This is a genomic window from Streptomyces sp. NPDC029122 (genome assembly GCF_055569445.1).
In genome coordinates this window covers 214217-227859 of the sequence record NZ_JBVHWK010000003.1, presented here as the reverse complement: position 1 = coordinate 227859, position 13643 = coordinate 214217, and the positions used below count along the sequence as shown (strand labels likewise).

At 71.2% G+C, this 13643-nt stretch carries 12 protein-coding genes and 2 tRNA genes; 4 read left to right on the top strand and 10 right to left on the bottom strand.

Annotation, left to right across the window (positions count from 1 at the left end):
• Positions 1-88 precede the first annotated feature (88 nt).
• Positions 89-616 carry a peptidylprolyl isomerase gene (locus ACZ4WZ_RS05630; protein ID WP_467885441.1) on the bottom strand — a complete coding sequence of 176 codons (528 nt, stop codon included), beginning with the start codon at positions 614-616 and terminating at the stop codon, positions 89-91.
• A gap of 175 nt (positions 617-791) precedes the next feature.
• On the opposite strand from ACZ4WZ_RS05630, the gene ACZ4WZ_RS05625 reads away from it, so the two are divergent.
• Entirely contained in the window at positions 792-1490 is a 699-nt protein-coding gene (locus ACZ4WZ_RS05625) for a DUF5324 family protein (RefSeq protein WP_467885439.1), read from the top strand.
• An 85-nt stretch (positions 1491-1575) separates the two neighbouring features.
• Here ACZ4WZ_RS05625 and ACZ4WZ_RS05620 read toward each other — a convergent pair whose 3' ends face one another.
• Both ACZ4WZ_RS05620 and ACZ4WZ_RS05615 read right to left on the bottom strand, forming a co-directional pair.
• The gene (locus ACZ4WZ_RS05620; protein ID WP_467885436.1) at positions 1576-2085 is read right to left on the bottom strand and encodes a LysM peptidoglycan-binding domain-containing protein; all 510 of its coding nucleotides are present in this window, start codon (positions 2083-2085) and stop codon (positions 1576-1578) included.
• Positions 2086-2200: 115 nt separating this feature from the next.
• Entirely contained in the window at positions 2201-2683 is a 483-nt protein-coding gene (locus ACZ4WZ_RS05615; protein ID WP_467885433.1) for a MarR family winged helix-turn-helix transcriptional regulator, read from the bottom strand.
• A gap of 116 nt (positions 2684-2799) precedes the next feature.
• On the opposite strand from ACZ4WZ_RS05615, the gene ACZ4WZ_RS05610 reads away from it, so the two are divergent.
• The gene (locus tag ACZ4WZ_RS05610) at positions 2800-4251 is read left to right on the top strand and encodes an MFS transporter (RefSeq protein WP_467885430.1); all 1452 of its coding nucleotides are present in this window, start codon (positions 2800-2802) and stop codon (positions 4249-4251) included.
• 80 nt (positions 4252-4331) lie between these two features.
• Here ACZ4WZ_RS05610 and ACZ4WZ_RS05605 read toward each other — a convergent pair.
• A tRNA-Ala gene (locus ACZ4WZ_RS05605) sits at positions 4332-4404 on the bottom strand.
• Positions 4405-4565: 161 nt separating this feature from the next.
• On the opposite strand from ACZ4WZ_RS05605, the gene ACZ4WZ_RS05600 reads away from it, so the two are divergent.
• Positions 4566-5114, top strand: coding sequence for a helix-turn-helix domain-containing protein (locus tag ACZ4WZ_RS05600; protein ID WP_467885428.1), 549 nt, complete (start codon positions 4566-4568; stop codon positions 5112-5114).
• 32 nt (positions 5115-5146) lie between these two features.
• Positions 5147-6307, top strand: a complete 1161-nt coding sequence (locus ACZ4WZ_RS05595; RefSeq protein WP_467885426.1) for a serine/threonine-protein kinase — start codon at positions 5147-5149, stop codon at positions 6305-6307.
• On the opposite strand, the gene ACZ4WZ_RS05590 is transcribed toward ACZ4WZ_RS05595, so the two are convergent.
• The 6 genes from ACZ4WZ_RS05590 to gyrB form a co-directional block, all read right to left on the bottom strand.
• Positions 6304-7671: a hypothetical protein gene (locus ACZ4WZ_RS05590; protein WP_467885423.1), complete on the bottom strand. Its 1368-nt coding sequence runs from the start codon at positions 7669-7671 to the stop codon at positions 6304-6306. The two genes, ACZ4WZ_RS05595 and ACZ4WZ_RS05590, sit on opposite strands and share 4 nt — an antisense overlap.
• 145 nt (positions 7672-7816) lie before the next feature.
• Positions 7817-7951 (bottom strand): DLW-39 family protein, encoded by a 135-nt coding sequence (locus ACZ4WZ_RS05585; protein ID WP_208809277.1) that lies wholly within the window; start codon positions 7949-7951, stop codon positions 7817-7819.
• Positions 7952-8095: 144 nt separating this feature from the next.
• Positions 8096-8169 (bottom strand) — tRNA-Ile (locus ACZ4WZ_RS05580).
• Positions 8170-8264: 95 nt separating this feature from the next.
• Positions 8265-8927: a DUF3566 domain-containing protein gene (locus ACZ4WZ_RS05575; protein ID WP_467885420.1), complete on the bottom strand. Its 663-nt coding sequence runs from the start codon at positions 8925-8927 to the stop codon at positions 8265-8267.
• Positions 8928-8930: 3 nt separating this feature from the next.
• Complete coding sequence (gyrA, locus tag ACZ4WZ_RS05570; RefSeq protein WP_467885417.1) at positions 8931-11567, bottom strand: DNA gyrase subunit A; 2637 nt, start codon at positions 11565-11567, stop codon at positions 8931-8933.
• A 40-nt stretch (positions 11568-11607) separates the two neighbouring features.
• Positions 11608-13629, bottom strand: a complete 2022-nt coding sequence (gyrB, locus tag ACZ4WZ_RS05565) for a DNA topoisomerase (ATP-hydrolyzing) subunit B (protein ID WP_467885914.1) — start codon at positions 13627-13629, stop codon at positions 11608-11610.
• Positions 13630-13643: the final 14 nt, after the last annotated feature.

Genomic DNA, 13643 nt, shown 5'->3' with positions numbered 1-13643 from the left:
CGGGCGGGGCGGCCTGCGCCCCGCCGGTCCGGTACACATCGAGTACGGACGGGCGGGGCCCAAAGGTTCCCGCCCCGCCGCCCCGCGGTCAGCGGCGCTCGACGGAGACCGACTGGATGATCACGTCGTCGAGCGGCCGCTCGGTGCGCGGGTTGGTGGCGCCGGAGGCGATCGCGTCCACGACCTTGCGGCTGGCCGCGTCGGTGACCTCGCCGAAGATGGTGTGCTTGCGGGTCAGCCAGGCCGTGGGGGCGACCGTGATGAAGAACTGCGAGCCGTTCGTGCCCGGGCCGGCGTTGGCCATGGCCAGCAGGTAGGGCTTGGTGAAGGCCAGGTCGGGGTGGAACTCGTCGGCGAACTGGTAGCCGGGACCGCCCGTGCCGTTGCCGAGCGGGTCACCGCCCTGGATCATGAAGCCGCTGATGACGCGGTGGAAGACGGTGCCGTCGTAGAGCGGGGCGGTGGTCTTCTGACCGTCGGTGGGACGGGTCCACTCACGCGCGCCCGTGGCGAGCTCCACGAAGTTCCGGACCGTCTTGGGAGCGAAGTTCTCCAGCAGCTCGATCTCGATGTCGCCGTGGTTGGTCTTCAGGGTGGCGTAGAGCTTCTCGGCCACGGGTCTGCCTTCCCTAGTCATCACTGTCGGCCCCGATCCTCCCACGGAGGGCAGAACGCGAGGGAAATCCTCCACCCGTATGCCCTGTCACGCACGCGTCGGCAGCGCGGTGACAGGCATGATCCGACAAAGGGTGGAAAGGTGAACTGTGTCCGCCACCGAGGAGGAGGATCCCGTGACCCGCAAGGACAGCGTGCGCCTGGCCGCCGAGAACGCCAGGGACGCCGTGAAGCACGCAGCGGAAGTGGTGGCGCCGTACGCGGGAACCGCCATGGACGCGGCCGCGCACTACGCCCACGAAGCGAACGAGCGGCTGGCGCCGAAGGTCTCGCACGCGGCCGGCCAGGCCTCGACGCACGCGCGCGCGGCGTACGACAGCCACCTCCATCCGAGGATGCGGGCGGCGCGCACGCACGTACCCCCGAACGTGGACCGGGCCGCGGTGAAGGCCGTCCACCACACGCGTCGCGCCGCGCGCCAGGCGGCCGACTACACGGGTCCCCGGCTCGAGAGCGCCATCGCGGCGAGCCGGCCGGTGGCCGAGGAGGCCGCGTCCCGCTCGACGGCGGCGCTGGCGGCGCTGCGCGGGCAGGTGTCGGCTAAGGAGGTGCGGCGCCTGGTGCGGCGGCACGAGCGCCGGGCGCGGTGCGGCCGGTGGGTCAAGGGCGCCGCGCTGGTCGGGCTGCTGGCGGGCGGCGCCTACGCGGCGTGGAAGTGGTGGGACCAGCAGTCGAACCCGGACTGGCTGGTGGAGCCCCCGGCGGCCACCGAGCTGTCGGCGCAGGACGCGGCGCCGGTCGGCCTCGACGAGGAGCTGGCGGAGAAGGAGCTGGCGGAGAAGGAGCACGAGGCGGACGGCGGCAAGAACGCCTGACGTCCACCCCCGCGCGCCAGGGGCCCGGATCCGTTCGACGGATCCGGGCCCCTTCGTTTCGTGGCGGCCGCTGTGACGCCACGGCCTAACCGGGCAGGGTCAGCACCATCCCGGGGCGGATGAGGTCCGGGTTCGAGCCGACCACGCCGCGGTTCATGGTGTACAGCTCGCGCCAGCGGGCCTCGTTGCCGAGCTCGTGGCGGGCGATCGCGGAGAGGGAGTCGCCCGGCTTGACGGTGTACGTGCGCTTCTTGGCGGCCGGAGCGGGCTTGGCGGGCACGGACTTCGGCGGCACCGGCGCCGGCGTCACCGACTTCGGGGGAACCGGCACGGCCTTGTGCGCGGCCGAGGCGGGGCTCGGCGTGGCGGGCGCCGTCGGCTTGGACGCCGCGGGCGGCGTCTTGGGCGGAGCGGCGGCGGCCATCCGCTCGGCGGCCGCCCTGGTGGCGGACGCGGCGTCCGCGTAGGAGTCCGCGTACTTGGAGCCCGCGTCGGAGCCGGTCTTCGGCCCCTGCCGCTCCGTCTGCCGTTCCGCCTTCTCGGCGGCCTCTTGTTCCTTCTTCTTGTCCGACTTCAGGAAATCGAAGAGTCCCATTGCGTGCGCCTCCGGCGTGCTGTTGCCCCCTGGCCTCATGGCCTCACCCCACTGTCGGTCACCCTCGGCCGTTCGGCCCCGCGACCGGTCCGTACGGGGGACCCCGCCCCGGCGGCTACCGCTGCCGGGCCCGGCGGGCCGGGCGGGGGCTCTCGGCGGGCACGCCCAGCGGCCCCTGCGCGAGGCGGCCGAGGACCCGCAGCAGGCACGCGCGGTCCTCGTCCGTGAGGTCGGCGAGGGCGTCGGCGTGGACCTGGTCGACGATCCGCCGGCTCTCCACGGAGAGGGCGGCCCCCTTCTCGGTGACCGCGATGACGCGGGCCCGCCGGTCCTTGGTGGAGGGCCGGCGCTCGGCCAGTCCGGCCTTCTCCAGGGCGTCGACCGTCACGACCATCGTCGTCTTGTCCATGTCGCCGATCTCGGCGAGCTGGGCCTGCGTGCGCTCCTCCTCCTGCGCGTGCACCAGGACGCAGTGCATCCGGGCGGTCAGTCCGATCCCGCCGAGGGCGGCGGCCATGCGGGTGCGCAGGACATGGCTGGTGCGGTCCAGGAGGAAGGACAGGTCGGGCTCGGTCCGGGTGGATCCCATCGCGGTCATGGGACCAGCCTAACAACTCGATCCGAAGAAAATAGTCTACAACAAAACTATCTGCTACGGTCACACCAGTTGCCCGCCGATGGCTCACCGAGGCCCGCCGACGACCGGAGAGACCCATGACCACCGCCGTTACGCAAACCCCCGCCCCGACCGCCCGGGACGGCCGGCCGCGCCGGCCGCGCTCGCGCCGGACCGCCCTCGCCGTGCTCTCCACCGGCATGCTGATGACCGTCCTCGACGGCAGCATCGTCACCGTGGCCATGCCGGCCATCCAGGACGACCTCGGCTTCACCCCCGCGGGCCTCAGCTGGGTCGTCAACGCCTACCTGATCGCCTTCGGCAGCCTGCTCCTGCTCGCCGGCCGGCTCGGCGACCTCATCGGCCGCAAGCGGATGTTCCTCGCGGGCACCGCCGTCTTCACGGCCGCCTCGCTGCTCGCCGGATTCGCCGGCTCCCCCGCCCTGCTCATAGCGGCCCGCTTCCTCCAGGGCGTGGGCAGCGCCATGGCCTCCGCCGTCGGCCTCGGGATCCTGGTCACCCTCTTCGACCAGCCCCGCGAACGCGCCAGGGCCATCGCCGTCTTCTCCTTCACCGGAGCCGCCGGAGCCTCCCTCGGACAGGTGCTGGGCGGCGTCCTCACCGATGCCCTCGACTGGCACTGGATCTTCTTCATCAACCTGCCCATCGGGCTCGCCGCCCTGCTGGCCGCCCTGCCCGCGCTCCCCGCCGACCGGGGTCTGGGACTGCGCGCGGGTGCCGACGTACCGGGTGCGGTACTCGTCACCGCCGGCCTCATGACGGGCATCTACGCCGTCGTACGCGTCGAGGAGCACGGCTGGGCCTCCGCGCACACCCTCGGCCTCGGGGCGCTCTCCCTGGTCCTGATCGCCGCCTTCCTGCTGCGCCAGACCAAGGCCCGCACCCCGCTGATGCCGCTGCGGATCCTCCGCTCGCGCACCGTGGCCGCCGCGAACCTGGTCCAGATGCTGATGGTGGCCGCGCTGTTCTCCTTCCAGGTCCTCGTCGCCCTCTACCTCCAGCAGGTCCAGGGCTACGGCGCGGCGGCGACCGGCCTCGCGATGCTGCCCGCCGCGCTGGCCATCGGCGGCATCTCCCTCGGCGGGGCGGCGAAGCTGATCGCCCGCTTCGGCGAGCGGGGCGTCCTGCTCACCGGCCTCGCCCTGCTGGTCGCCGGTCTCGCCCTGCTGACCCGCCTCCCCGTGCGCGCCGACTACGTCACCGACCTGCTGCCCGTGATGCTGCTGGCCTCGGGCTTCGGACTGGCCCTGCCCGCGCTCACCGGCCTGGGGATGTCGGGGGCCGACGAGCGCGACGCCGGGCTGGCCTCGGGCCTGTTCAACACCACCCAGCAGATCGGCATGGCCCTCGGCGTGGCCGTCCTCTCCACCCTCGCCGCCTCGCGCACCGAGGCCCTGACGGCCGCCGGCCGTGCCCGGCCCGAGGCCCTCACCTCCGGCTACCACCTGGCCTTCGCCGTCGGCGCCGCCCTCCTGCTGGCCGCCACCGCCCTCGCGGCCACCCTCCCGCGCCCCGCGCGCACGCGCTGACATCGCGCCCGGAGCCGGACCGCGCGTACGCAAAAGACCCCCTGACCGGCATTCACGCTGGTCAGGGGGTCTTCTTGAAGTGGAGCCTAGGAGATTCGAACTCCTGACATCTGCCTTGCAAAGGCAGCGCTCTACCAACTGAGCTAAGGCCCCGAGCAACCGGACGCGGACCTCCCCGGGAAGAGAGTGTCCGTTCCGCAGGACAGAGTACCCGGTGCACCCCCGCATCCCGCAAAATGATGGGGACTCCCGCCCCGCGACCACGCTCCGTAAGATGCTCGCGAGGTTCGCACCAGCGAAGGGGAGTAGGAAGAGTGGACGCAGTACAGCAGGAGGCCACGGCCAGAGCCCGGGAACTCCAGCGCAGTTGGTACGGGGAGCCGCTCGGCGCGCTGTTCCGGCGGCTCATAGATGACCTCGGTCTCAACCAGGCCCGCCTCGCTGCCGTGCTCGGGCTTTCGGCGCCGATGCTGTCCCAGCTGATGAGCGGGCAGCGCGCCAAGATCGGCAACCCGGCCGTGGTCCAGCGGGTCCAGGCCCTCCAGGACCTCGCGGGCCAGGTGGCCGACGGCAGCGTCAGCGCCGCCGAGGCCACCGACCGGATGGACGAGATCAAGCACACGCAGGGCGGCTCCGTCCTCAGCAACAGCGGGCAGACCAGCACGGGTTCGGGGGCCCCCACCGTCAAGCGGGTCGTCCGCGAGATCCAGTCGCTGCTGCGCTCGGTCGCTGCGGCCGGCGACATCATCGAGGCGGCGGACGCGCTCGCCCCCACCCACCCCGAACTGGCAGAGTTCCTCCGGGTCTACGGGGCGGGCCGCACCTCCGAGGCGGTGTCCCACTACGAGGCCCACCAGAACTGACACACGCGGATTGACGGGGGACGGGCGCAGCGATGGGTGAGGTCTTCGCCGGCCGGTACGAGCTGGTCGATCCGATCGGGCGCGGCGGCGCGGGCGCCGTCTGGCGCGCCTGGGACCGGCGCCGCCGCCGGTACGTCGCCGCCAAGGTCCTCCTCCAGGGCGACGCGCACATGCTCCTGCGGTTCGTGCGCGAGCAGGCCCTGCGCATCGACCACCCCCACGTCCTCGCCCCGGCCAGCTGGGCGGCGGACGACGACAAGGTCCTGTTCACCATGGACCTCGTCGCGGGCGGCTCCCTCGCCCACGTGATCGGGGACTACGGGCCGCTGCCGCCGCGATTCGTGTGCGTACTGCTCGACCAGCTCCTGTCGGGGCTGGCGGCGGTGCACGCGGAGGGCGTCGTCCACCGCGACATCAAACCGGCCAACATCCTGATGGAGGCCACCGGAACCGGACGGCCGCACCTGCGGCTGTCCGACTTCGGCATCGCCATGCGCAAGGGCGAGCCCCGCCTCACGGAGACGGACTACGTCGTCGGCACGCCCGGCTATTTCGCGCCGGAGCAACTGCGGGGCGCCGAGCCCGATTTCCCCGCCGACCTCTTCGCCGTCGGCCTGGTCGCCCTGTACCTGCTGCGGGGCCGCAAGCCCGACTCGCAGGCGCTGGTGGAGCATTGGTGGGCGCACGGCACCCCCGACGCCCCCGAAGGCGTCCCCGCGCCGCTGTGGGGCGTGATCTCGAACCTCCTGCACCCCGACCCCGGCAGCCGCTTCCGGACCGCCACGGGGGCGCGCAAGGCCCTTGCCGAGGCCGCCCAGCTGCTGTCCGAGCCCGCCGCCGAGGAGGACCCGGTGGAGGTGTTCGACCAACTCGGGCCGCTTCCGGCCGGTTTCGGCCCCCAGGGGCCCGAAACGGCCGCTCCCGCGGCCCCGGCGGGTTTCGGACCACCGCCGGCCGCGTACGGGGCGGAGGGAGCCGAGGGTACGAGCGGTTTCCACCTGGCGCCACCCGCCGCGACCCCGGCCACCGCGCCCCCGCCGTCCGCGACCGCGACCCCGGCCGCCGCTCCGCCCGCGTCCTCCCCGGCCCGCTCCGGCGGGATCGCCCCGCCCCCGGCGAAGGTCACCGCCGGTCTCCTCACGGCGGCCCTGCTGTGCTTCGCGGTCGGCGTCTGGGCGCTGACGCAGCTTTAGGCGGCGCGGCCTCCGCCGCGCCGGGCCAGCAGGATCCAGCCCCCGAGCACGAGCAGCAGCACCGTCCCCGTGCCGAAACCGGCCCCGGCCACGGCCCGCATCGCCGAGGCGGTGTCCCGCGCGGCGGCCGCCTCGGGGGCGGTGAGCCCCTCCTTCGCGGCGGCCCGTTCGGCCCGGCCGACCCCGAACCCGGCGGCCGTCAGGCTCTCCCTGTACGCCGGCGCCTCGGCCGGGCCGCCGGTCACGGCCAGCCGCAGCGTGAGCGGCACCGGGGTCGCGTCCTCGGTGAACTCCGCGACCTTCCCGCCCAGGGTGACGGCGACGTAGTACCACCCGGCGAGCCCCACGGGCCGTACCGCGGCCACGTCGGAGAAGCGGTTGGCGTACGCCACCGGCGCCGTCTTCGGCAGCGTCACGGCCGCCTGCCTGCCGTCGTACGAGGTGTCACCGGACTCCACGAGCCCCCGGTACGGGCTGTACAGCGAGACGGTGAGCCCGTTGGAGGCGGAGCCGTAGTCCTTGGTCATCCGCGCCTTGGCGATCTCGGCGCCGACCCCCAGCTGCTGCCCCCAGTCCAGCGGCACCCGGTAGAACCGGGTCTGCCCCGGGCGCAGGTCGTCGCGCCAGACCCCGGAGTCCAGGGCGCGCGCGTCGTTGAAGCCGGTGCCTCCGGTACGGGGCACCGGGTCCGCGCCCGGCAGGGCAGGGGAGGCCGAGGGCCGGACGCTGGGCGCGGCGGTGGGGGCGGTGCCGGCGGCCGGGGCCGGCTCGCGCATGACGAGGAGCTCCACCGGCCATCCCGCCCGGTCGGAGTCCTTGCCCGCGCTCCGGGTGACCTTCGCGTAGTACGTGCCCGCGCCCTGGCACTCGGCGTCCTCCGCGAGGCGCCGCTGGCCGACCGCGCCGAGCGGGACCGCGTCGTAGCCGAAGGAGGCCCGGCCGGGGCCGGGCGGGCAGGCCCGGCCGGCGCTGGTCATGATCTCGACCTCGAGGTCGTCGCCGTAGCCGGCCTTCGCGCCGACGGGCGGGCGCAGCACGGCGGAGACGTACACGGTGGAGGCGTCGTCCAGGCCGAGCCGGTAGAAGCGCTCGCCCGGGGCGAGGGTGTCCTCGTAGAACGTGCCGCCGTCCAGGAGCGGGGCGTCCGCCGTCGAGGGCGTGCCCCGGACCGGCTTGGCGCCCGCGGCGGACCGGTACTCCGGCCATGCCCGCCCGGACCCGGAAGGCCCGGAGGAAGGCCCGCCTGACGGTCCGGCAGCCGGCACCGCGTACGCCGTCCCCGGCAGCCACACCAGCCAGGCCGCCAGCCCCAGGGCCGCCGCCCCGGCCAGCGGCGCCCGCCGCGTCCGCCGTACCCGAACCATCACACCCACCCCGAATTTGCTACAGCAAGTCAAATCTTTGCGTAATCGAACTTCTCCCGGGGGGCGGATCCGCAGGACGCCCCCGGAACAGCATGAAGCCCCGGCAGCAGCGGCGGCCGGGGCTTCATGGAATCAATCGTGGGGCTCACACACCGGAACCAGAAGGCACGGAGTCAGTTGCCTCCGTCCACAGGTCCTGCTCGGCGCGGTCCGCCTGGATCTGGCGGTACACGAGGAGCCCGCCGATGGCGGCCAGTGCGACCAGGAGCAGCTTCTTCACGGCGCGACCTCGTCTTTCGTAGACGTTGGGGACTTCTGGCGGCCAACAATACACACCGACCGATACCGATCGGTTACCTGGGACTCCCCCGAACGACCCAACGACGAAGACCCCCAGGCCTTGGCCTGGGGGTCTTCGACACTGTGGGGCTAACAGGATTTGAACCTGTGGCCTCATCCTTATCAGGGATGCGCTCTAACCAACTGAGCTATAGCCCCATCCGCGCTGCGCGCTGACTCCTGAAGATTAGCGCACAGACGCGGTCGAGCCAAAATCCGCTCCCCGCGGCCTTCGCCGCAGGTCAGTCAGCGGGTCATTCGTCCTCGGCCAGCGTGAGCTCCACGCCGCCCACGAAGCCCGCCGACAGGTTGTAGATGAAGGAACCCAGCGTCGCGAGCGCCGTCATCAGCACCACGTCGATCACCGCGATCACCGACGTGAAGATCAGCACGCGCGGCAGCGACAGGAACGACTGGAGGTCGAACCCGTTGCCCTCGTTCGAGCCGGTCGCCTCGCTGATGGTGCCGCCGACGGTCGAGAAGATGCCCATCGCGTCCATGACCATCCACAGCACCGCCGCCGCGACGACGGTGCACAGGCCCAGGGCGATGGAGAGCAGGAAGCTGACCTTCATCACCGACCACGGGTCGGCCTTCGCCACCCGCAGCCGCGCCTTGCGGGTCCTGGGGACCGTACGGACCGCCTGGGCGGCCCCGCGCTGCGCACCGGGGCCCGAGGGCGCCGCGTACGCCTGCGGGGCCTTCTGGGGCTGCTGCTGCTTCGCCTGGTCCTGAGCCTTGTCCTTGGCTTGGTCCTTGGCTTGGTCCTTGGCTTGGTCCTTGGCCTTGTCCTGCGCCTTCGGCTTGGGTTCCGGTTCTCGGGTGTCCGTCACGGTTCCCCCCTGGGAGTCCGCGGCGGGGCCACGGGCACCGTTCGCTCCAGTCTTGGCCGGTCCGGCGCCCGTGGCTCCACTCACGACTTACTCCTCGTGCTCCCCGGCCGAGGGCTCCGTGCCCTCGGCCTCCCCGGCGGCCGGTGCGTCGGCCGCCGCGGCGTCGATCTCCGACTCGGTCTCCGACTCGATCCCGTCGACCTCGTCAGCTTCCTGACCGGCCTCGGCGTTGCGGGCGATGCCCACCACGGCATCGCGCTTGCCCAGATTGATCAGCTGGACGCCCATGGTGTCACGGCCGGTCTCCCTGACTTCGTTGACGCGCGTACGGATCACACCACCGCCGAGCGTGATGGCGAGGATCTCATCCGTCTCGTCGACCACCAGCGCGCCGACCAGCGAACCGCGGTCCTCGACGATCTTCGCCGCCTTGATGCCCAGACCGCCACGGCCCTGGACCCGGTACTCGTCCACCGCCGTCCGCTTCGCGTAGCCGCCGTCGGTGGCGGTGAAGACGAACGTACCCGGCCGGACAACGCTCATGGAGAGCAGTTCGTCACCCTCGCGGAAGCTCATGCCCTTCACGCCCGAGGTGGCGCGGCCCATCGGACGCAGCGCCTCGTCGGTCGCGGTGAAGCGGATCGACTGCGCCTTCTTGCTGATGAGCAGCAGGTCGTCCTCGGCGGACACCAGCTCCGCGCCGATCAGCTCGTCGGCGGTGCCGTCGGTGCCGTCGGCACCGGTCTCCCGGAGGTTGATGGCGATGACGCCGCCCGAGCGGGGGGAGTCGTAGTCCTTGAGCGCCGTCTTCTTCACCAGGCCGCCCTTGGTGGCCAGGATCAGGTAGGGCGCAGCCTCGTAGTCGCGGATCGCGAGCACCTGGGCGATCTTCTCGTCCGGCTGGAAGGCCATCAGGTTCGCCACGTGCTGCCCGCGGGCGTCACGGCCGGCGTCCGGGAGCTCGTACGCCTTGGACCGGTAGACGCGGCCCTTGTTCGTGAAGAACAGCAGCCAGTGGTGCGTGGTGGAGACGAAGAAGTGGTCGACCAGGTCGTCCTGCTTCAGCTTCGTGCCGCGCACGCCCTTGCCGCCGCGCTTCTGCGAGCGGTAGTCCTCGGTCTTGGTGCGCTTGACGTAGCCGCCGTGCGTGATGGTGACGACGATGTCCTCTTCGGCGATCAGGTCCTCGATGGACATGTCCCCGTCGAAGGGCACCAGCTTGGAACGCCGGTCGTCGCCGTACTTCTCGACGATCGCCGCGAGCTCCTCGCTCACGATCGAGCGCTGCTTCTCCGGCGAGGCCAGGATCGCGTTGTACTCGTTGATCTTCGCCTGGAGCTCGTCGTGCTCGGCGACGATCTTCTGCCGCTCCAGGGCCGCCAGGCGGCGCAGCTGCATCTCGAGGATCGCGTTGGCCTGGATCTCGTCGATCTCCAGGAGGCCCATCAGGCCCTCGCGCGCGATCTCGACGGTGTTGCTGCGCCGGATGAGGGCGATGACCTCGTCGATCGCGTCCAGCGCCTTGAGCAGGCCGCGCAGGATGTGGGCCCGCTCCTCCGCCTTGCGCAGACGGAAGCGCGTGCGCCGGACGACGACCTCGACCTGGTGCTGCACCCAGTGGCGGATGAACGCGTCGATCGACAGGGTGCGCGGCACCCCGTCCACCAGCGCCAGCATGTTCGCGCCGAAGTTCGTCTGCAGGTCGGTGTGCTTGTACAGGTTGTTCAGCACGACCTTGGCGACGGCGTCGCGCTTGAGGACGATCACCAGGCGCTGCCCGGTGCGCGACGAGGTCTCGTCACGGACGTCGGCGATGCCGCCGATCTTCCCGTCCTTCACCAGGTCCGCGATCTTCTGCGCGAGGTTGTCGGGGTTGGTCTGGTACGGCAGCTCCGTCACCACCAGGCACTGGCGGTTCTGGATCTCCTCGACCTCGACCACCGCGCGCATCGTGATGGAACCGCGACCGGTCCGGTACGCCTCTTCGATGCCCTTGCGGCCCACGACCAGCGCACCGGAGGGGAAGTCCGGGCCCTTGATCCGCTCCAGGAGCGCGTCGAGCAGCTCCTCGTGCGTGGCCTCCGGGTGCTCCAGCGCCCACTGCGCGCCGGCCGCGACCTCGCGCAGGTTGTGCGGCGGGATGTTGGTGGCCATGCCGACCGCGATACCGGCGCTGCCGTTGACCAGCAGGTTCGGGAAGCGCGCCGGCAGGACCGTCGGCTCCTGGTTGCGGCCGTCGTAGTTGTCCGTGAAGTCGACGGTCTCCTCGTCGATGTCCCGGAGCATCTCCATGGCCAGCGGCATCAGCTTGCACTCGGTGTAGCGCATCGCGGCCGCCGGGTCGTTGCCCGGGGAGCCGAAGTTGCCGTTGCTGTCCACCAGCGGCATGCGCATCGACCACGGCTGGGCCAGGCGGACCAGGGCGTCGTAGATCGAGGAGTCGCCGTGCGGGTGGTACGTGCCCATGACGTCACCGACGACGCGGGCGCACTTGTAGAAGCCCTTCTCGGGCCGGTAGCCGCCGTCGTACATCGCGTACAGCACACGGCGGTGCACCGGCTTGAGGCCGTCCCGCACGTCGGGCAGGGCACGCGAGACGATGACGGACATCGCGTAGTCGAGGTAGGAGCGCTGCATCTCCGTCTCGAGCCCGACGGGCTCGATGCGCAGCACGGGCTGCTCCTCCGCGGGATTCTCGGCGGTGGGGGTGGTTTCGTCGGCCATTGCTGGTCAGAAATCCTTTCAGGCGGTCAGCTGAGCCGACTCAGATGTCGAGGAAGCGAACGTCCTTGGCGTTGCGCTGGATGAAGGAGCGCCGGGCCTCGACGTCCTCACCCATCAGCACCGAGAACAGGTCGTCGGCCTGCGCCGCGTCGTCCAGGGTGACCTGGCCGAGCACGCGGTGGTCCACGTCCATGGTGGTGACGCGCAGTTCCTCGGCGTTCATCTCGCCCAGACCCTTGAAGCGCTGGATCGAGTCTTCCCGGATCCGCTTGCCGTTCTGCTTGCCGAGCTCGACCAGGGCGTCGCGCTCACGGTCCGAGTACGCGTACTCGAAGTCGTCGCGACCCCACTTGATCTTGTACAGCGGCGGACGGGACAGGTACACGTGACCCGCCTCGACCAGCGGCCGCATGAAGCGGAACAGGAAGGTCAGCAGCAGGGTGTTGATGTGCTGGCCGTCGACGTCGGCGTCCGCCATCAGAATGATCTTGTGATAGCGGAGCTTCTCGATGTCGAAGTCCTCGTGCACACCCGTGCCGAAGGCACTGATCAGCGCCTGGACCTCGGTGTTCTGGAGGATCTTGTCGATCCGGGCCTTCTCGACGTTCAGGATCTTGCCGCGGATGGGCAGGATCGCCTGGTACATCGGGTTGCGACCGGACTTCGCGCTGCCACCGGCGGAGTCGCCCTCGACGATGAAGATCTCGCACTTGGTCGGGTCGTTCGACTGGCAGTCGGACAGCTTGCCCGGCAGCGAGGCGCTCTCCAGCAGCCCCTTGCGGCGCGTCAGATCGCGGGCCTTGCGGGCCGCGACGCGCGCGGTGGCCGCCTGGATCGACTTGCGGACGATGTCCGCGGCCTCGACCGGGTTGCGGTCGAACCAGTCGTTCAGGTGCTCGTGGACGACCTTCTGCACGAAGGTCTTGGCCTCCGTGTTGCCCAGCTTGGTCTTCGTCTGACCCTCGAACTGGGGCTCGCCCAGCTTGACCGAGATGATCGCCGTCAGACCCTCGCGGATGTCCTCGCCGGCGAGGTTGTCGTCCTTCTCGCGCAGCAGCTTCTTGTCGCGCGCGTACCGGTTGACCAGGCCCGTCAGCGCCGCACGGAAGCCCTCCTCGTGCGTACCGCCCTCGTGCGTGTGGATCGTGTTCGCGAAGGAGTACACGCCCTCCGTGTACTGCGAGTTCCACTGCATCGCGATCTCGACCGAGAGCATCCGCTCCTTGTCCTCGGCCTCGATGTCGATGACGGTCGGGTGGATCAGCTCGCCCTTGCGCGAGTTGAGGTACTTCACGAAGTCGACGATGCCGCCCTCGTAGTGGTACTTCACCGTGCGCGCCTGGGGCTCGGCCGCGTCCGCGTCCGGGTCGTCGGCGCCCGCCGTCGCCTTCGCCGACTCGCGCTCGTCGGTCAGCGTCAGGGTCAGGCCCTTGTTGAGGAAGGCCATCTCCTGGAAGCGCCGCGACAGCGTCTCGAAGGAGTACTCGGTGGTCTCGAAGATGTCGCCGTCGGCCCAGAACGTCACCGACGTGCCGTGCTCGTCGGTCTCCTCGTTCCTGGCCAGCGGGGCCGTCGGCACGCCCAGCTTGTAGTCCTGGGTCCAGCGGTAGCCGTCCGTCTTGACCTCGACCGCGACCTTGGTCGACAGGGCGTTCACGACGGACACGCCGACGCCGTGCAGACCGCCGGAGACGGCGTAGCCGCCGCCGCCGAACTTGCCGCCCGCGTGCAGGACCGTCAGGACGACCTCGACGGCCGGCTTGCCCTCGGACGGCACGATGCCGACCGGGATGCCGCGGCCGTTGTCGATGACGCGCACCCCGCCGTCGGCGAGGATCGTCACGTCGATGGTGTCCGCGTGGCCTGCCAGCGCCTCGTCGACCGAGTTGTCGACGACCTCGTAGACGAGGTGGTGCAGACCGCGCTCACCGGTCGAGCCGATGTACATACCCGGCCGCTTGCGGACCGCGTCCAGGCCCTCGAGGACCTGGATCGCACTGGCGTCGTAATTCTTCTCGTTGGAGTCGCCGGAATCGGCCACGAAGCGCCCTTTCTGGCACAGCGCAGCCCGTACTC

Bases quoted from the DNA above. Each gene is read 5' to 3' on its own strand.
- ACZ4WZ_RS05620 (WP_467885436.1), bottom strand. From the start codon at position 2,085: ATGGGACTCTTCGATTTCCTGAAGTCGGACAAGAAGAAGGAACAAGAG.
- ACZ4WZ_RS05615 (WP_467885433.1), bottom strand. From the start codon at position 2,683: ATGACCGCGATGGGATCCACCCGGACCGAGCCCGACCTGTCCTTCCTC.
- ACZ4WZ_RS05610 (WP_467885430.1), top strand. From the start codon at position 2,800: ATGACCACCGCCGTTACGCAAACCCCCGCCCCGACCGCCCGGGACGGC.
- ACZ4WZ_RS05595 (WP_467885426.1), top strand. From the start codon at position 5,147: ATGGGTGAGGTCTTCGCCGGCCGGTACGAGCTGGTCGATCCGATCGGG.
- ACZ4WZ_RS05590 (WP_467885423.1), bottom strand. From the start codon at position 7,671: ATGGTTCGGGTACGGCGGACGCGGCGGGCGCCGCTGGCCGGGGCGGCG.
- gyrA (WP_467885417.1), bottom strand. From the start codon at position 11,567: ATGGCCGACGAAACCACCCCCACCGCCGAGAATCCCGCGGAGGAGCAG.